Below are 17,389 nucleotides of genomic sequence, written 5' to 3'. Positions count from 1 at the left end.
ATGGGAATCCCGCGAATCAAGTCCTATGACCTGCCCACCGTGATCGATTTCGCCCGCGCTCCGCACTCCTGGAGGGTCGAGCCGGCGCGCGCAGCTCTGCTGATTCATGATATGCAGAACTATTTCCTCAAGCCGTATGAATCGGCGGCGTTCACCGGCGCGCTGGTCGAACGGATCCACGCGATCCGGAGGGCGTGCAAGCTCCGCGACGTCCCGGTGGTCTACACCGCGCAGCCGGGGGGCCAGAGCAAGGCCGAGCGCGGGCTCCTCCTGGATTTCTGGGGGCCCGGCATGCCGGAAGACGGGGAGGCCCGGAGCATCGTCCGCGGGCTGGAGCCGTCCCCTGGCGACCACATGATCGTCAAGCACCGTTACAGCGCGTTCAAGCAGAGCGAGCTGCTGGAGATGCTCAAGCGATCGGGTCGAGAACAGCTCATCATCTGCGGCGTCTACGCGCACATCGGCTGCCAGGCGACGGCGCTCGACGCCTTCATGGCCGGCGTCCAGCCGTTCGTCGCCGCGGACGCGCTCGGCGATTTCTCGCTCGAGTATCACCGCATGGCGCTGAGCCAGATCGCGAGCTGCTCAGGGAAGGTGTCGACCACCGCCGAGCTGCTCGATCAGCTGGGAGGCGTATCTTGACGCCGGAGCTCGGTGAAAACAGCCTCACGCGCGACCGGTTTCTCGCCGACGTGGCCGAGGTGCTGTGCGTCAGCGCAGAGGACGCGGCCAGGATCGGCGATCCGTTCGACGCTGGCCTCGACTCGGTCCGCCTCCTCGTGCTCGCGGAGAAGTGGCGCAAGATGGGCGCCCGCGTGGGGTTCGTGGAGCTCGCGGAGCGGCGGAGCCTCGACGAGTGGTGGGATCTCGTCCGCTGACGCCCACCTCGGGCCCGAATTGGCCGCGCGGAGAGGAGCGGGGAGGCACGAACACGTGACACATTCGATGAAGCCGAGATTCGAGGACAAGTCCTTCTTGGTGACCGGGGCTGCGCAGGGCATCGGGGCCGCGGTCACGCGGATGCTCGTCGCGCAGGGGGGCTTCGTCCACGCCGTCGACGTGAAGGGCGACGCCCTGCAGGCGCTCGCGGCCGAGTTGAACCAGCGCGAGCGCGTCGTGGAGCCGCGCCGCGTCGACATCCGCGTCCCTTCGGAGGTGGAAGCCGTCGTGGCGGTCGCCGATGAGGCGCGCCCGCTCGATGGTGTCGTCAACGCAGCCGGGATCCTCCGGCCGGCCGCGTTCGAGGCGGCCACCGCCGAGAGCTGGAAGGAGACGTTCGACGTCAACACGAGCGGTGTCTTCTTCGTCTCGCAGGCCGTCGCGCGGCGCATGGCGCGGCGGAGATCGGGCGCGATCGTCACGGTCGCGTCCAACGCTGCGAGCACGCCGCGCGTCGGAATGGCGGCCTACTGCGCCTCGAAGGCGGCGGTCACGATGCTGACGCGGTGCATGGGGCTCGAGCTGGCCAGGCACGGCATCCGCTGCAACACCGTCTCTCCTGGCTCGACCGATACGCCCATGCTCCGCCTGCTCACCGGGGACTCCGCGGAGTCGCATCGAAGGCTCATCGAGGGCGATCCGGGCCGTTATCGCGTCGGCATCCCGCTGGGCCGCGTCGCCGAGCCAGACGACATCGCGCGAGGGGTCGCGTTTCTCCTCTCGGACGAGGCGCGCCACATCACGATGCACGATCTCGTCGTGGACGGCGGCGCCACCCTTGGCTGAGATCACCGTAGAGAGGGCACACGTGGAAATGAACAATCTTCAGCGCTGCGAACAACAGTATTGGCGACCGCAGGGGTGGCGAACCATGGAACAGCGCTGCGTGCCCCCCTACGCCGGCCAGGAGGTCACGGCGGTGACCGGGCGGCTCTCGGAGCTCCCGGGCCTCGTGGACGCCGAGGAGGTGCGCCGCCTCAAGGCGGAGCTCGGGGCCGTGGCCGAAGGACGAGCGTTCGTCCTGCAGATGGGCGACACCGACGAACGGTTCAGGGAGTCGAGCCCGGGTCACGTCTCCGCGCGCATGGCGACGCTCGGCTCGATGAGCAACTACGTGGGCTTCATGCTCGACAAGCCGGTGATCTCCATCGCGCTCGCGGCGGGGAGCTACGCGCAAACGCCCCTCCGCGCGACGGAGGTCGTCGATGGCGTGACGGTCACCAGCTACTACGGGGAGATGGTGAACGACCCGTCGCCGCACCCGTGGGGCCGGACGCCCGACGCGAGGCGGATGCTGTGGGCCTACGAGGCTGCGAAGGCGACGCTGGCGACGATGCGTCAGTGTGGGCTCCGGGTCTTCACATCTCATCAGGTGGCCAACCTGCTCTTCGAGGAGGCCCTGGTGCGGAGGTGCTCGTCCACGGCCAGCTATCACGCTTCGAGCGCGCACATCCTGTGGCTCGCGGCGGAGCACCTGCGCGCCGGGAGCGCTTATCTCGAGTTCCTTCGCGGCGTGGACAACCCCATCGGCGTCCGCGTCGGGCCGGATCTCTCCGCGTCGGAGCTGCTCTCCATCTACACGGCGCTCAACCCGCGGAAGGAGGCGGGAAAGATCGTCGTGATGACCAGCCTCGGGAGTCAGCTCGAGCCCTTGCGGGAGTTCGTCCGGGTGTTTCAGGGCGCTCACGCCCCCGTCGTCTGGATGTCGGCGCCGGTGCGGGCGGACTCGAGGGCGCAGCCGCTCGACGCGGCGATGGCGGAGGTGAGCGCCGAGGTCGAGAGGACCGCATCCGCGCACCTGGCCGAAGGGAGCCGACTCGGAGGGCTGCACATCGAGTCCTCGCGTCGGGCCCCCGCGGGCGGGGACGCTGACGAGCGCGACCCCGCCCCCGCCGAGGGCGGGCGGCTGTTCGAGAAGACGCTCCAGGTTTGCAGCAAGGTTGCCCACGTCTACGCGAGGACCCAATGAAGACGACCCGTGTCATTGCGTTCGACAACCCGCACCCGGAGGTGACGGTCGACGTCTATGCGTCCGCGGTGGCGCAAGCGCTGGAGGCGCGCTACCCGGCCTTCGCCGACGAGTTCCTCGGGCTCTTCAGCCACACCTCCGAGGAGGGGACCACGTCGATCGTGGCCGTCGGGAGCGAGCTCTCGATCGAATGCCACAACGCAGGCGACGCCCTCGAGCTGCGGCTCGTGAACGGAGAGACGGTCGAACGCGAGCGCTCGTGCAAGCTCGACCCTGAGGCCGATTTCCACGAGCAGCTGTTCAGGGCCGTCGCGGCTTTCGTCGACGAGCTCAGGCCCTTCCTTGCGTGCCACCACGGGCTGCCGCCGTCGACCCTCTTCCTCGGCGGATGGCGATGCGGCATCGATCCCAAGAGGCCCGGCGAGGCGCTCGTCTTCACGATCCCACGCGTCGCGTGCCGGCTGGCCGCGGGCGAGTGCAGCTTCACTCACTTCGAGAGCGGCGATCTGCACGACGTCGGGGCGCGGCTCGTGACCTTCCCTTACGAGTTCAGCCTGTCCACCAACCCGCGCGTGACGAAGCGCCAGCTGATCCCCGAGTGCCGCGAGTACGTCGACGCGCTCGTCGGCCTGATCCGCGAGCTCTCGGGTGAAGCCGAGGACAAGGTCGTCATCGGGCGTGAGGTTCGTCTCACGCTCCAGACGAAGATCTCGCCGATCCTGCTGCTCCGGGTGACCGCCCCCGCGCGAGGCAAGAAGTATGAATACGTCTTCCGCTGGCGAGGCGGGGACTCGTGGGTCGGTGTATCGCCAGAGACGCTCCTCATCAAGCAGGGCGCCGACATCGTCGTCGAGCCTCTGGCAGGCACGCGAAAGGGCTCCGACGCGAGGGAGAAGAGCGGCCGGTACCGCGAGGAGCTCCTCCGCGACGCAAAGGAGACGGAAGAGCACGAGACGGCCGCCAGGATGTTCTACGAGAATCTGAGCGCGGTTTGCGTGCCCGGGTCGATCAAGCGGGTCGAGTCTCGCAACGTCATCGATCTCGGCTATGTCCAGCACCTCAAGAGCACCATCACCGGAATGGTCAAGCCGGGCATGAACGTGTTCGGCACGCTCTCCGCGGTATATCCCCCGGCGACGATCTGGGGTAAGCCCATCGCGTTGAGCGGGCAACGCATTCGCGCCTACGAGAAGATCGATCGCGGCTTCTATACGGGAGCCTTCGGTTTCTTTACCTTGGACGATAGTGCAAAATTTGCGCTCGCGATCCGCACAGCGAAGATGAGCGGCAACAATATTCACGTGTACGCTGGCAGTGGAATCGTGAAGGGGAGCGATCCGTACCGGGAATGGCTCGAGACGTCTCTCAAGATGAGCCCATTCCTCACGAGCGAGTTTCTCGTCGGCTGATGCTGGCGACTCCGGTGTGAAAAGAAGGAAAGCAGGTTCTTTTTGATGAGCGCATCGTCTCGCACTCTCACAACCGTCGGTCTGGCGCTCGGGCTATTCCTTGCAGCCCTCGAGTCGACCGTCGTGGCTACCGCGATGCCCACCGTCATCGGCGAGCTGGGCGGCCATGCCTGGTACGCACTTCCGTTCGCCGTCTACATGCTGTCGATGACCGTGACGAGCCCGCTGTGGGGACGCGCCTCGGACCGGCTCGGACGGCGCAGGCTCTATCTGTTCGGCGTGTTCCTCTTCCTCGCCGGCTCCGCGTTGTCCGGCGCGGCGGGCTCCATGCTGACGCTCATCGCGGGGCGCGCGGTGCAGGGCCTCGGCGCGGGGGCGCTCGGCACGTTGACCTTCGCCATCGTCGGCGAGCTCTATCCGCTCAAGGAGCGCTCGCGGATCCAGGGCATGTTGAGCGGTGTCTGGGGCTTGTCAGGGCTCATCGGCCCCCTCGTGGGGGGCTTGCTCGTCGATCATGCGAGCTGGCGGTGGGTCTTCTACCTCAACATGCCCTTCGGCCTGATCGGCGCGGCCTTCGTGGGACGATTCCTCGAAGAGTCGCCGATCCCCGAGAAGGCGGCCCCCATCGATCTCGCGGGGGCCGCTCTGTTCACCGCGGGCAGCGGCGCGCTCGTATGGGGCCTGGAAGCGCGCAACTGGCCTTTCCTGGTCGCCAGCGTCGTCGTGCTCGCCTGGGCGCTGCGCATCGAGAGCCGGCACCCGGCGCCGCTCCTGCCGTTGCGCCTCTTGCAGGCTCGACTCCCGCGGGTCGCCGTGATCGGCAACTTCCTGGCCGGCGCAGCCTTCTTTGGAACGGTGTCTTATCTCCCCCTCTATGCTCAAGGCGTTGCTCGCACAGGGGCGACCGCGGCCGGTCTGCTGCTCACCCCGATGGTGCTCGGGTGGACCCTTGCGTCGATGAGCCTTGGCGCGGTCCTGCCGCGGCTCGGCGTACCGCGGCTCGCGCGGCTCGGCGCCGGGCTCCTCGTCGCGGCGTTCGCCGGGTTTGTCGCGCTCACCGGAGCGCCCCTCCCCCTGATCGGCGCGTGCGGCTTCGTCGCCGGGACAGGGATGGGCGCCATCATCTTGAGTCTGCTCGTGGGCGCTCAGGAGTGCACGCCCCGGCAGGAGCTCGGCGCGCTCACGGCGGTCCTCATGTTCGCGCGCAGCCTCGGCGGTGGCCTCGGCGTCACGCTCATGGGCGCGCTCATCGGTGATACGGAGGGCGTCGACCCCACCGATCTCGCGCGAGGGCTCCGCTTCGCCTTCGTCCTCGGTCTGGCGTTCGTTGCGCTCGGCCTGGCATTCGTGGCGCAGCTCCGAGGGGCGGATCTCAAGCGAGCAGCCGAGGCGACCTGACGCCGGGGGCCCTGGAGAAGGGCCCCACGGCGCCGCGGTGGAACGTCACGTCACGTCGGGGATCGCGCACTGCTCGCGCAAGAACTCGGCGAGCGCCTCGGTCTTCATGAAGCCGCGGTCGCTCCCGTCACGCAGCCGGACGGTGGCGCCCTTCGCCTCCACCTCCTTGTCGCCGATGACCAGCATATGCGGGATCTTCTCGACCTGCGCTTCGCGGATCTTCGCGCCGAGCTTCTCCGAGCTCCGGACGAAGCTCGCCCGGATGCCGTGAGCGCGCAGGGCCTGGGTGACCTGCTCGGCGTGATCGTTGTGCTTGTCCGACACCGTGACGACGCGCGCCTGCTCCGGTGAGAGCCACGCGGGCAGGGCGCCCGCGTGGTGCTCAAGGAGCACACCGATGAACCGCTCGATCGAGCCGAGGAGCGCCCGGTGGAGCATGATCGGCTGCTCGAGCTCTCCCTTGGCGTTCACGAACCCGAGCGTGAAGCGCTCGGGGTTGTTGAAGTCGTACTGGAGCGTCGAGCACTGCCACCTGCGGTCGAGCGCATCGACCAGCTTGATGTCGATCTTCGGCCCGTAGAAGGCCCCGCCGCCGGGGTCCACCTGGTACTCGAGGCCGAGAGCCTGGAGCGCGCCCTCGAGGGTGCGTTCGGCCTTGGCCCAGTCCTCCAGGTCGCCGACGTACTTCTCCGGCCGTGTCGAGAGGTTGATGTCGAACTGCTCGAATCCGAACGTGCGGAGCATCTTCAGGATGAAGCGGAGCACGCGGTGGATCTCCTGCTCGACCTGGTCCGCGCGGCAGAACAGGTGCGCGTCGTCCTGGGTGAACCCCCGCACGCGCATCAGGCCGTGCATGACGCCCGCGGCCTCGTACCGGTACACGGTCCCGAGCTCCGCGAGGCGCATCGGGAACTCGCGGTAGCTCCGCGTCCGGCTCTTGACCATGAGGATGTGAAACGGGCAATTCATCGGCTTGCAGCAGTAGTCGTGGCCGTCGACCGACATGGGGGAGAACATCCCCTCTCGGTAGAAGTCCCAGTGGCCCGACGTCTTCCACAGGTCCGCCTTGGCGATGTGCGGCGAGTAGACGATGTCGTAGCCCTCCTCGAGGTGCATCTTGCGCCACTGGTCCTCGATGATGGTGCGCAGGAGCCCGCCCTTCGGGAGCCACATGACGAGGCCGGCCCCGATCTCCTCGACGTAGTGCGGCTCGAAGTGCACCTCGACGTCGGCGTCCTTCCGGGCGCTCACCGCGGCCCTGAAGGCGCTCTTCGACTCCTGCGCCGCCGCGCCGCGGAGCCGGACGTGCAGGCGCGGGCGCGCCTCTTCGTTGCTGCCGCCCGCGCCGTCCGCCGACGCCTTCGGCGCCTCGCCGAACTTCACCGTTCGCCGGATGGTCCGCCCGGGGAACGCCGAGGCCGCGGCGCCGAGGGCGTGCTCCACGAGCGCGCGGTCGAGGGGCGCCTCCGCGTCCACGCCCACGTAGAGGTCGATCTCGTCCTTCTCGGAGTACGCGTGGGTGTCGTAGCGCTCGGAGACGAGGTAGAGCTCGAGATCCCGCCCGAGCGTCCTGTGGTCGCGCTTCTTCGCCTCCTCCAGGCGGCGCACGTACTTGTCGAGGTCGTCCTTGTTGGGGAAGGCCACGCCGCGCACGCGCTGGAGCGACTGCTTCGTGGCGTCGGCGCGCCAGTAGGCCGCCGAGGACGACGTGATCTTGAGCCCCTTGATGAACCCCGCGTGGGGCAGGTGCGGGCCGCGGCAGAAATCCACGAACTCGCCGCAGCGGTAGATCGACACGCTGTCCTCGGGGATCCAGGACAGGATCTCCGTCTTGTATTCGTTCTTCTGCCCGAGCCCCTCGAAGACGCCCAGCGCGTCCTTCTTGGGGACGAGCTGCCACTCGAACTTGATCTTCTGCTCGATGAGCTTCTTCACCTCGGCCTCGATCATCTCGAGGTCGGAAGGGGTGAAGGTCCGACCGGCAACATCGAAGTCGTAATAAAACTCGTCACCATGGTTCTTCGGACCCATCGTGACCTTGGCGCCCGGGAACAGCCGCAGCACGGCCGTCGCCAGGAGGTGCTCGGCCGAGTGGTTGATCGTGTCCCTGCCCTCGGGCGTATCGGCCTTCAGCAACTCCAGCTTCGCGCCGTCCCGGAGGGGCACGCGGAGGTCCTGGATCGCCCCGTCGACGCGCGCGACGACGACGGCCTCGGCGAGCCTCGGCGAGATGGCCCTGGCGGCGTCGAACGCCGTGGTGCCATCCTGGAGCGCGAGGGCCTTCCCATCAGGTAGAATGACCGAAGTTGCCATGACGTGACCTTCTTTTCTCTTTCCCCCGACTGTACGAGCGTCAGGTGTGTCGGTCTTAAAGCACCGTGGCTCCAACGTGTCAACGCCGCGAGGCCGCGCGCGGCCGCTCGATCTACGCGTGAGGCCACGCGTGGCCTCACGCGTGAGGCCGAGCGCGAGGAGCTCGGCCGCTCCTGCTCGGATCGTGCCCGGCGCGAGGCGGCGCGGGGCGATATGGCCTCTCGGTGCCTCGGGGCGAACTCGCGCTCATCCGCCTTGGACCGACGGCGCCGATTCGGCAGGAGGCATGGAGTCGCGCGCGCGACTCCATGCCTCCGTCATGGGCGCGAGGACACGGGGCGTCAGGACCGCCGGGACGCCGCGCGGGCCCGGGGCCGCTCCGCGGCGGAGAGCCCTCTGGCGAAGGCGAGCGCGCCCCGCACGCCGACCAGGGGATCGGTGACCACCGCGACGGGCACCCCCTCGAGGAGCGGCGTGAGGCGGCCCTTCTTCAGGAAGGACTTCATGAAGAGCTCGCGCCTCTGGGTGACGAGGCTCCTCGCGATGTTCCCGAGGACGAAGATCCCGCCGAGCGCGAGCTCGCGCAGGGCGAGGTTGCCGGCCTCGGCGCCGTAGATCTCGACGAACAGATCGACCGCGCGCGCGGCGGGCCGGAACGCGCGGGCGAGCCCGAGCTCGGCGATCGCCGCGTTGCGGTCGCCCTCGGCGAGGCGGCGCTCGATCGCGCGCGGCACGCGGGCGGCGCGGGAGAAGAAGTCGAAGAGGGCGCCGAGCCCGTCGCCGGAGAGGACCCGCTCGTAGCTCACGTGGTCCGGGTGGCGCTCGGCGAGGAAGCGCCACAGCTCGGCCTCGACCGCGGAGCGCGGGGCAAAGTCGGCGTGACCTCCCTCGGTCGGGAGCGTGACGTGCCGGGCGCCGTCCCAGATGAGCCGGGCCTCGCCGAGCCCCGTGCCGGCGGCGATGACGGCCACGTTGTTCCCCTTCGGCCGCGGCCTGCGCTCCGTGAGCGGCTCGATGGACGCGCGGGCGACGTGCAGGCAGCCCGTGGCGCCGACGACGAGGTCGTTCGCCAGGAGCACGCGCGCGATCTTGAGCCGGCGCGACAGCTCGCGCTCCGCGAGGCGCCAGGGCAGGTTCGTGACGGTGGCGACCTGGTCCTTGATGGGGCCCGCGACGCCGAGCACGGCGACGGCGGGGTGGGGGGCGTCGCTGCGCACGAGGAACGGGAGGGCGATCTCCTCGAAGCTCGCGTGCTCGCGGCTGCGGAAGACGGCCTCGGAGAGGGGCCGGCCGCCGGAGGCGCTGTAGAGCGCGAGCCGGGTGTTGGTGCCTCCTATGTCGCCGACGAGCAGCGACGGGGCCACCGATCTCTTGGTCGTTGCCACGCGGGCGCCCTGCCAGCGCCCTGCCTCGGCGGCAAGGCGATCCATCATCGAGCGAGCGCGGAGGGATCGAGGTTTCCGGGCGGGCTCGAGCGCGCGTGACCACCGCGAGGCGATCGCGCGTCGCCTGTCGCGGGCTGGCGGCCGAGGCCGTCTCGCGTCCGGCGCCGCTTGACCGGCGGCCTGTCTCCGGCCGAGAGTGCCAGCGTGCAGCGGTTGTTCCCCGCGCTCCTGGTCGCGCTTGCCGGCCTCATCGCTCCCGCCGGCGCTGCGTTCGCCGGGCCGGCGCAGGCCGCGTCCGCGCCCTCGCGGGTCGCGCCCGCAGCGTCGCAAGCCGCGCCCGCGGCGTCGCAGGCCAGGCCCGCGCCGTCGCAGGCGGCGCCCGCGCCGTCGCAAGCCGCGTCCGCGCCGTCGCAGGTGGCCCCCGCGCCGTCGCAAGCCGCGTCCGCGCCGTCGCAGGTGGCCCCCGCGCCCTCACAGGCCAGGCCCGCGCCCTCGCACGCTTGGCCCGCGCCGTCGCAGGTGGCCCCCGCGCCCTCGCAGGCTTGGCCCGCGTCCTCGCAGGTGGCCCCCGCGCCCTCGCAGCTCGCGCCCCCGCAGGCCGCGTTCGAGCCCACGCAGCTCGCGCCCGCGCCGGCTTCCGTGCAGCCTCCGCTCGTCCAGGTCGTGCCATCGCCCGAGCCGGCCACGCCCGCGTCCGCGGAGGTCGTGCTGGCGCCCGCCCCGGTCGCGCGGCCTCCCGCGCCGCCGCCTGCGCCGGCGTCCGCGTCGGTCGCGCCGCCGGCCCCGGCCGCTGACCAGGGCGCGCCGGTGGCTCCCGACCCCCAGCCTTCGCCTCCCGTGGTCGAGCAGCCCGAGGCGCGCGTCGAGCTGCTCGGCAGGACGGTCTTCGCCCTCCGCGTGCACCGGGGCAGCCTCTCTCCCCCGGAGCGCGCCCGTGAGGCGGCGCGCGTGCTGGAGAGCGCCGCCCAGGAGAAGGCGGTCCCGGAGGTCCGCGTCGATGAGCAGGACGGCGTGGCGGTCGTCTACGTCGGCGACCGCCCGCTCGTCCACCTGGGCCTCGAGGACGCGGCGGCGGCGGGCCACACCACGGTCGCGGCCCACGCCGCCGCCGTCGCCGGCACGGTGCGCGACGTCCTCGCCAAGGAGCAGAGCCGGAGCCGCCTCGCGACGAGCGTCTTCTCGTTCTCGCTGCTCGTCTTCTCCGGGCTGATCGCGCTGCTCCTGCTCCGCAAGGTCGGCGAGCTCGTCGAGCGAGGGCACGCCTGGGTCGCCGAGCATCCGGAGAGGCTCCCGGCGCTGCGCGTCCGCGGCATCGAGATGCTCCGGCCCGCCGCGTCGCAGGGCGCGCTCTCGGTCGCGCTCGGCGCCGCCGGCGTCCTCGTCAGGCTGGGCATCGCCTACATCTGGATCCTCTTCGCCCTCTCCCTGTTCGCCTCCACGCGCGGCACCAGCGAGAAGCTCACCGGCCTCGTGCTCGCGCCCATGTCGGAGCTCATGGGGCGCATCGCGCGGAGCGTCCCGGTGCTCGTGCTCGCGATCCTCGCGACGCTCGCGGTCGTCGTCGTCATCCGCTTCGTGGGGCTGTTCTTCGGGAGCGTGAGCCGGGGCGAGACGTCGCTGGGGTGGCTCCCGTCCGATCTCGCGGTCGCCACCGGCGTCCTTGTCCGCTTCGGCATCCTCGTGGCCGCGCTGCTCCTCGCGGCCCCGCTCATCACCGGCACCGACGAGGGGGCGCTCACGCGGATCGGCTTCGTCGTGCTCGCGGCGGCCGGGCTCGCCAGCGCCCCGCTCATCGCGTCGGCGGCCGTGGGCCTCTCGGTCATCTACGGGCGGCGCCTGCGCGTCGGCGACATCGCCGACGTGGGCGGCCGCGCCGGGCGGGTCCGCGAGCTGACGCTGATCGAGGCGCGCCTCGAGGACGAGGACGGCTGCGTCGTTCGCGTGCCGCACCTGCTCAGCCTGTTCCACCCGACGCGCATCCGCGGCCGCCCTCCGGTCGTGGCCGTCGAGATCAGCGTCGACCCCGCCGCCGATCTCGAGCGGGTGCGCGAGCTGCTCCTGAAGACGGGCTCGGGCCTCGGCAGCCGGGCCCGCGCCGCGCTCGTCGCGATCGACGAGGGGGGCGCTCATTTCCGGGCCACGATGGCCTGCGACGGCGACGACGTGCGCAGCCGCTGGCTCATCGCGGTGGCGCAGGCCCTCGTCGCCGCGGAGATCCCGCTCGGGCGCGCGCCGGCGTCCTCCGGGGGCGCGCGGCGCGCCGCGCCCGCGCCGGTCGACCGGGGCGCCGCCTCGTGAACGCCGTCTGGCTCCTGATGGGGCTCCTCGTGCTGTCGTACCTCGGCAGCTCGCTCGTCAGCGGCCGCGTGCTCCGGGGCATCGGCCTCCCCTCCGGCGCCGAGTACGTCGTGCTCGGCTTCGTGCTGGGACCCTCGGCGCTCGGGCTGCTCGAGCCCTCGTCGCTCGCCGCGTTCGAGCCCGTGGCGGGCGTCGCGCTCGGCTGGCTCGCGCTGGTCGTCGGCCTCGACTTCGGCTTCGTCGGCAGCCGCCGCGTGCGGCCGTCCCGCATGGCGCTCTGCGTGCTCATGAGCCTCCTGACCGGCGGCGCGGTGGCCGCCGCGGTCTGGTTCGCGGCGGCGTACGGCGCTCCCTCGCTCGAGCGCGGCGACCGCGCGCTGCTCGCGGCGGGCGTGGGCGCCGTCTCCGCCGAGACGACGCGGCACGCGGTGCTGTGGGTCACGCAGCGCTACAGCGCGAGCGGCAAGCTCTCGGATCTCATCGCCGACATCGCCGACTGCGACGATCTCGGCCCGCTGCTCATGATGGGCGGCGCGTTCGCGCTCGTCCCGCAGGCGACGGCCCAGTGGCCGATCCCGTTCTGGGGGTGGACGGTCGTGACGGCGCTCATCGGCGTGGTGCTCGGGCTCATCGCGGTGGTGCTCCTCGGGAGCGATTTCCGCCTGATCCAGAGCTGGGGCGTGCTGCTCGGCACCTCGCTGTTGACGATGGGCACGAGCGCCCGGGTCGGCCTGTCGCCGCTCTTCGCGGCGTTCGCGATGGGCGTGACGATCGCCGCCATCTCGCGGCACCGCGACGAGATCGTCGCCATGGTCGCGCCGACCGAGCGGCCGGTCATCCTGCCGGCGCTCCTGCTCGCGGGCGCGCACGTGAACATGAAGGCGGCGCCGTTCCTGCCCTGGATCGTGGCGATCGCGCTCGGGGCGAGGCTCGTGGGCAAGCTCGCGACCGGGCTCGTCTTCCGCGTCGTGTCGCCCGACGCGCGCGAGACGTCGCCGTGGCTCGGCCTCGGGCTGCTCTCGTCCGGCGCGGTGGCGATGAGCGTCGGGCTCGCCTTCGCGCTGCGCTTCCCGGGCCCGGTCGGGCACACCGTCCTCTTCGCCGCGGCGGCCGCGGCCGTGTTCGGCGAGCTCGTCGGGCCGCAGGCGCTGCGCGCCACGCTCCGCAAGGCCGGCGAGCTCGCCGCGCCCGAGCGGGAGTCGCTCTTCTTCGGCCGCGGCCTGGGCCGCGCCGGGCGCGACGCCGCGCCGGGCGAGGGAGGCGAGAGGGGCGCCCCGCCGTCGCCCGCGGCGCAGCGTGGGGGAGGGATGAGGAATGAAGAGGTGTCACCGTGAGCGCCGCAGCACTCCCTGAGGTCGAGCCGGCCGCGCCCGCCGGCCCGGTCACGCCCGCCGGCCCGGCTGCGCCGGCCGATCCGGCCGCGCCCGCCGAGCAGCACGGCGCGCCCTCCGCGCGCCACCACGGGTCGGCCCCCAAGGGGCCGCTGAACCACCTCACGCACGCGGTCGCGCTCGTGATCCTGTTCGGGCTGCTCTACGCCACGACGCGCGCTGTCCCTCACGAACACGGGCCTGCAGGGGCCGTCGCCTCGATCGGCTTTCTCCTGCTCGCGGGCACGCTCGCGAGCGAGCTCGTCGAGCCGCTCCGCCTGCCGCACATCTCGGGCTACATCCTCGCGGGCATCGTCGCCGGCCCGCACGTCCTGGGGCTCGTCGACCACCACGCGGTGGAGGAGATCTCGCGGGTCAACGCGCTGGCGCTGGCGCTCATCGCGCTCGCGGGCGGCGCCGAGCTTCGGATCGACGTCGTCAAGAAGAGCCTGAAGAGCATCCTCTTGCACAACGTCGTCCAGACGGCGCTCGTCTTCGTGGCGATGACGGGCGTCTTCTACGCGGCGCGCTCGCTGGTGCCGTTCGCGGCCGAGCTCTCGACCACGGCGGCGTTCGGCGTGGCCGTCCTGTGGGGCGTCATCGCGGTGACCCGCAGCCCCTCGGCCGTGCTCGGGATCCTCTCCCAGACGCGCGCGACCGGCCCCGTCGCGATGCACACGCTCGCGTTCGTGATGACGTCGGACATCATCGTCATCGTCGTGACGGCGGTCGCGCTCTCCACGGTGCGGCCGCTCCTCGAGCCGGGCACGACGATGTCGATGCACGAGATGGAGCTGCTCGGCCGCGAGATCCTGGGGAGCATCTCGATCGGCACGACGCTCGGCCTCGCGCTCGCGGCCTACATGCGGCTGATCGGCCGCCAGCTCATCCTGGTGTTCGTGGCGCTCGGCTTCGGCGCGACGGAGGTGCTTCGGTACCTCCGCTTCGACGCGCTGCTCGTCTTCGTGGTGGCCGGCTTCGTCGTGGCGAACCTGTCGAAGCAGGGCGAGAAGCTGGTGCACGCGGTCGAGGACGCGGCGAGCGTGGTGTTCGTGCTGTTCTTCGCGACGGCCGGCGCGCACCTCGACCTGCCGCTCCTGCGGCAGATGTGGCCCGTCGCGCTGCTCTTCGGCGCGTCGCGCGCCCTGGTGACGTGGGTCGCGAACCGCATCGGCAACCGGCTGGCGGACGATCCGCCGCTCTTGAGGAAGTGGTCGTGGTGCGGGCTGGTCTCGCAGGCCGGGCTGACGCTCGGGATCAGCCTGACCATCGAGCGCGCGTTCCCGAGCCTCGGCGCGGGCTTCCGCGCGCTCGTCGTCGGGTGCGTGGCGCTGAACGAGGTGTTCGGCCCGATCCTCTTCAAGTACGCGCTCGACCGCGCCGGCGAGACGGCGGTCGAGGCCTCGCGCGGGTCGCTGCCGAACCTCGGGCGCCACGGGTGAGCCGCGGCCCTGTCACGGGGTGAAGCGGAGCGAGTAGCTCACCACGGTGGGGCCTTTCCTCGGCTTGAGGAAGTCGATCCGCTCGAAGACGCCGACCACGCATTGCGTGAACGCCTTGCCCTTGAGCGCCGTCCGGGGCTTGCGCACCTCGGCCTTGCCGCCGTCCCTCTCGATCCGGAGATCGATGCCGAAGTCGCCGCCCTTGGTCGGGTCCTCGGCGAGCGCGAAGCAGCGGCGGAACTCGTCGAAGTGGGGCGCGACCGAGCGCTTGATCGGCTCCTTGGTGAAGTCGTCGTGCGGGCCGCCGCCGATGTGCATGCCGATGTTGGCGACCTTGACCTTCGGGAGCGGCCCGGCGTCGGCCGGCGCCGCCGGATCGGGCGCGGCGCTGGCGGCGGGCGCGGCGCTGGCGGCGGGCGCGGCGCTGGTGGCAGGCGCGGCGCTGGCGGCGGGGGCAGCGCTGGCGGCGGGAGCAGCGCTGGCGGTGGGCGCAGCGCTCGAGGCCGAAGCGGCGGGCTCGGGGGGAGCTGCCGGAGCGGCGGTCGCGGAGGCGGCCTGCGTCACTTCGGCTGGGGGCGCGGTGCGGGGCGAGCAGCCGGCGACAGCGGCAGAGAAGGCGAGGGGAGCGGAGAGCGCGAGGAGGAACGGAGCGGGACGGCGCATGATGGCGCGCGAATCTACACCGCGGCGCGCGCAGATCCAGGAAGCGGGGCGCTGCGCGGCCACCCCCGAGGCGACGGGAGCAAAGGCGCCCTGATCTCTCGTGGCGTCGAGGGGTGGTCAGTAGGGCCGGTCGCCGACGATCCCGGCGCGCTCCATCTTGCGCACCGCAGGCCAGTAATCCTGGACCGCGTAGTGCTGGGTGCAGCGGTTGTCCCAGAGCGCGACGCTGTTCTTCCTCCAGCGGAAGCGGACCTGGACCTCGGGGATCGCGGCCTGGCTGAGCAGGTAGCTCAGCAGGTGGCTCGCCCCGGGCGCGAAGTCCTGGCCGACGCGGACGTTGTCCGGCGTGTGGAAGTTGACGAAGTGCGTCGTGAAGCTGCTGACGAACAGGACTTTTTCGCCGGTCTCTGGGTGGGTGCGCACCACCGGGTGCTCCGCGTCGGGGTACCTCGCCTTGAGCGCGTGGCGCTCCGTCATCGGCAGGGCGGCGCCGAAGGTGGCCTCCATGCTGTGCCTGGCGCGCAGCCCGGCGATCTGCCGTTTGATGTGCTCGGGCAGGCGGCTGTACGCCTCGACCATGTTGACCCAGATGGTGTCGCCGCCGACGTCCGGCGTCTCGACGCAGCGCAGGACGCAGCCCATCGGCGGCGCTTCGCGCCATGTAGCGTCGCAATGATAGGAGTTCTCGTAGTGCTCCGGCGGGCTGTTCAGGTCCTTGTAGATGCGAACCAGCCCCGGATGATCGGGATCGCTGCCGGCGACGGGGTGGTCCTCGAGCTCGCCGAAGCGCCTCGCGAACGCGACGTGGTCGGCGCGGGTGATGTCCTGATCGCGCAGGAACAGGACCCGGTGCTTCAACAGCAGCGCCTTGATCTCGGCGAAGAGCGCGTCGTCGCGCGCGGCGTCGGCCAGGCTCACGCCGCGGAGCTCGGCGCCGATGGTGCAGGTGAGCGGCTCGACCTCGATGGATCCGCGCGTCACCGCGCGCGCGGCGCCCGAGCCGGCTGTCGCTGAGCTTGTCATGTCCGGTCCTCCTGGATGCACTGGCGTCGGCGCGCGATCTGTGGTCCCAACACGCGTCCCGACACGCGCTACACGACGAAGATCGACGAGCCCGTCGTCTTGCGCGACTCGAGATCCCGGTGCGCCTGCGCCGCGTCCTCGAGCCTGTAGCGCTGGTTGATCTCGACCCGGATCCGCCCCGCGGCGACGTGGTCGAACAGCTCGCCTGCCAGCGCTCTCTTCTCCTCCGGATCGGCGATGTAGTCGGCGAGCGCCGGGCGGGTGACGAACACCGATCCTTTGGCTCCCAGCAGCGCCACGTCGAGCGGCGGCACCGGGCCCGAGGCCGCGCCCAGGCACACGAGCAGGCCGCGCCGCTTCAGCGAGCCGAGCGAGCCGGCGAACGTGTCCTTGCCGACGCCGTCGTAGGCGACCGACACGCCGGCCCCGCCCGTCAGATCGCGCACGCGCCTGGCCACGTCGCCGCGGCCATAAATGAGGATGTGGTCGGCGCCGTGGGCGCGGGCGATCTCCCCCTTGGCCTCGGTCGACACCGCGCCGATCACCGTGAGCCCGAGGAGCTTCGCCCACTGCGACACGATCAGGCCCACGCCGCCCGCCGCCGCGTGCAGCAGGATGCTGTCGCCGGCCTTCAAAGGCCAGATGCGGCGCATCAGGTACGCCGCCGTGAGGCCCCGCATGGTCATCGCAGCGGCCGTCTCGTGGCTGATGCCCTCTGGCAGCCGGATCAGCGGAGCGGCGAGGACGATCCGCTCGGTGCAGTACGCCCCGAGCGTGTCCAGGAAGCCGGTGTACGTCACCCGGTCGCCCGGCGCGACGTTCGTGACGCCCTCGCCGACCGCCTCCACCACGCCGGAGGCCTCGACCCCGATGCCGCTGGGGAGCGGCACGGGATAGATCCCGGTGCGAAAGTAGGTATCGGCGAAGTTGAGCCCCACCGCGACGTGCCGGACCCGCGCCTGGCCGGGGCCCGGGCCGCCGACGACGGCCTCCTCGGAGCGCAGGACCTCCGGCCCGCCGGTCTCGTGGAATCGGACTGCCTGTCCCATGAAACGTCCCCCCATTCCGCGCCGCCGCTCGCTCTCCCTCGTCCCCGGCGGCTCGGAACGCAAGGGCACGGCGTGGATGAGGACGGCGGAGGGGGGCAGCTGCGCTACCCTGTGACCGGCTCGGCTCGCCC

General features: G+C 71.4%; 14 protein-coding genes. 9 read left to right on the top strand and 5 right to left on the bottom strand.

Annotation, left to right across the window (positions count from 1 at the left end):
- The 6 genes from WMF14_RS24375 (at window position 1) to WMF14_RS24350 (ending at window position 5,715) form a co-directional block, all read left to right on the top strand.
- Entirely contained in the window at window positions 1-642 is a 642-nt protein-coding gene (locus tag WMF14_RS24375) for an isochorismatase family protein (RefSeq protein ID WP_437804057.1), read from the top strand.
- Window positions 639-878 carry a phosphopantetheine-binding protein gene (locus tag WMF14_RS24370; RefSeq protein ID WP_437804055.1) on the top strand — a complete coding sequence of 80 codons (240 nt, stop codon included), beginning with the start codon at window positions 639-641 and terminating at the stop codon, window positions 876-878. The genes WMF14_RS24375 and WMF14_RS24370 overlap by 4 nt, the downstream gene beginning before the upstream one ends.
- Window positions 879-945: 67 nt before the next feature.
- Window positions 946-1,725, top strand: coding sequence for a 2,3-dihydro-2,3-dihydroxybenzoate dehydrogenase (locus tag WMF14_RS24365; protein WP_437804053.1), 780 nt, complete (start codon window positions 946-948; stop codon window positions 1,723-1,725).
- Between the two features lie 28 nt (window positions 1,726-1,753).
- Window positions 1,754-2,908, top strand: coding sequence for a 3-deoxy-7-phosphoheptulonate synthase (locus WMF14_RS24360; RefSeq protein WP_437804051.1), 1,155 nt, complete (start codon window positions 1,754-1,756; stop codon window positions 2,906-2,908).
- Window positions 2,905-4,317 (top strand): chorismate-binding protein, encoded by a 1,413-nt coding sequence (locus tag WMF14_RS24355; protein WP_437804049.1) that lies wholly within the window; start codon window positions 2,905-2,907, stop codon window positions 4,315-4,317. Before WMF14_RS24360 ends, WMF14_RS24355 begins: the two co-directional genes overlap by 4 nt.
- A gap of 135 nt (window positions 4,318-4,452) precedes the next feature.
- A complete protein-coding gene (locus WMF14_RS24350) occupies window positions 4,453-5,715 on the top strand; it encodes an MFS transporter (protein ID WP_437804047.1) in 1,263 nt (420 codons plus the stop codon).
- Between the two features lie 45 nt (window positions 5,716-5,760).
- Here WMF14_RS24350 and thrS read toward each other — a convergent pair whose 3' ends face one another.
- Complete coding sequence (gene thrS / locus WMF14_RS24345; RefSeq protein WP_437804045.1) at window positions 5,761-8,028, bottom strand: threonine--tRNA ligase; 2,268 nt, start codon at window positions 8,026-8,028, stop codon at window positions 5,761-5,763.
- A gap of 341 nt (window positions 8,029-8,369) precedes the next feature.
- Complete coding sequence (locus WMF14_RS24340) at window positions 8,370-9,461, bottom strand: glucokinase (RefSeq protein ID WP_437804043.1); 1,092 nt, start codon at window positions 9,459-9,461, stop codon at window positions 8,370-8,372.
- A 156-nt stretch (window positions 9,462-9,617) separates the two neighbouring features.
- Between WMF14_RS24340 and WMF14_RS24335 the strand changes: the two genes are divergently transcribed.
- From WMF14_RS24335 to WMF14_RS24325, 3 genes are read left to right on the top strand one after another with little or no spacing between them, the layout of a single operon-like run.
- The gene (locus WMF14_RS24335) at window positions 9,618-11,711 is read left to right on the top strand and encodes a mechanosensitive ion channel family protein (protein WP_437804041.1); all 2,094 of its coding nucleotides are present in this window, start codon (window positions 9,618-9,620) and stop codon (window positions 11,709-11,711) included.
- Window positions 11,708-13,045 (top strand): cation:proton antiporter, encoded by a 1,338-nt coding sequence (locus WMF14_RS24330; protein ID WP_437804039.1) that lies wholly within the window; start codon window positions 11,708-11,710, stop codon window positions 13,043-13,045. The genes WMF14_RS24335 and WMF14_RS24330 overlap by 4 nt, the downstream gene beginning before the upstream one ends.
- Entirely contained in the window at window positions 13,042-14,523 is a 1,482-nt protein-coding gene (locus WMF14_RS24325) for a cation:proton antiporter (RefSeq protein ID WP_437330993.1), read from the top strand. Before WMF14_RS24330 ends, WMF14_RS24325 begins: the two co-directional genes overlap by 4 nt.
- Before the next feature lie 12 nt (window positions 14,524-14,535).
- Here WMF14_RS24325 and WMF14_RS24320 read toward each other — a convergent pair whose 3' ends face one another.
- The 3 genes from WMF14_RS24320 to WMF14_RS24310 form a co-directional block, all read right to left on the bottom strand.
- A complete protein-coding gene (locus WMF14_RS24320) occupies window positions 14,536-15,186 on the bottom strand; it encodes a hypothetical protein (protein WP_437804037.1) in 651 nt (216 codons plus the stop codon).
- Window positions 15,187-15,303: 117 nt separating this feature from the next.
- The gene (locus WMF14_RS24315; RefSeq protein WP_437804035.1) at window positions 15,304-16,209 is read right to left on the bottom strand and encodes a TauD/TfdA dioxygenase family protein; all 906 of its coding nucleotides are present in this window, start codon (window positions 16,207-16,209) and stop codon (window positions 15,304-15,306) included.
- A gap of 68 nt (window positions 16,210-16,277) precedes the next feature.
- Window positions 16,278-17,258: a quinone oxidoreductase family protein gene (locus tag WMF14_RS24310; protein WP_437804033.1), complete on the bottom strand. Its 981-nt coding sequence runs from the start codon at window positions 17,256-17,258 to the stop codon at window positions 16,278-16,280.
- Window positions 17,259-17,389 lie beyond the last annotated feature (131 nt).

The organism is Sorangium sp. So ce693 (assembly GCF_051521375.1).
Taxonomy (GTDB): Bacteria; Myxococcota_A; Polyangia; order Polyangiales; family Polyangiaceae; genus Sorangium; species Sorangium atrum.
Note: the sequence above shows the minus strand (reverse complement) of the source record. Positions and strands in the feature narration are given on the sequence as shown.

Bases quoted from the DNA above. Each gene is read 5' to 3' on its own strand.
- WMF14_RS24315 (WP_437804035.1), bottom strand. From the start codon at position 16,209: ATGACAAGCTCAGCGACAGCCGGCTCGGGCGCCGCGCGCGCGGTGACG.
- WMF14_RS24350 (WP_437804047.1), top strand. From the start codon at position 4,453: ATGCCCACCGTCATCGGCGAGCTGGGCGGCCATGCCTGGTACGCACTT.
- WMF14_RS24310 (WP_437804033.1), bottom strand. From the start codon at position 17,258: ATGGGACAGGCAGTCCGATTCCACGAGACCGGCGGGCCGGAGGTCCTG.
- WMF14_RS24340 (WP_437804043.1), bottom strand. From the start codon at position 9,461: ATGATGGATCGCCTTGCCGCCGAGGCAGGGCGCTGGCAGGGCGCCCGC.
- WMF14_RS24355 (WP_437804049.1), top strand. From the start codon at position 2,905: ATGAAGACGACCCGTGTCATTGCGTTCGACAACCCGCACCCGGAGGTG.
- WMF14_RS24360 (WP_437804051.1), top strand. From the start codon at position 1,754: ATGAACAATCTTCAGCGCTGCGAACAACAGTATTGGCGACCGCAGGGG.
- thrS (WP_437804045.1), bottom strand. From the start codon at position 8,028: ATGGCAACTTCGGTCATTCTACCTGATGGGAAGGCCCTCGCGCTCCAG.
- WMF14_RS24375 (WP_437804057.1), top strand. From the start codon at position 1: ATGGGAATCCCGCGAATCAAGTCCTATGACCTGCCCACCGTGATCGAT.
- WMF14_RS24320 (WP_437804037.1), bottom strand. From the start codon at position 15,186: ATGCGCCGTCCCGCTCCGTTCCTCCTCGCGCTCTCCGCTCCCCTCGCC.
- WMF14_RS24365 (WP_437804053.1), top strand. From the start codon at position 946: ATGAAGCCGAGATTCGAGGACAAGTCCTTCTTGGTGACCGGGGCTGCG.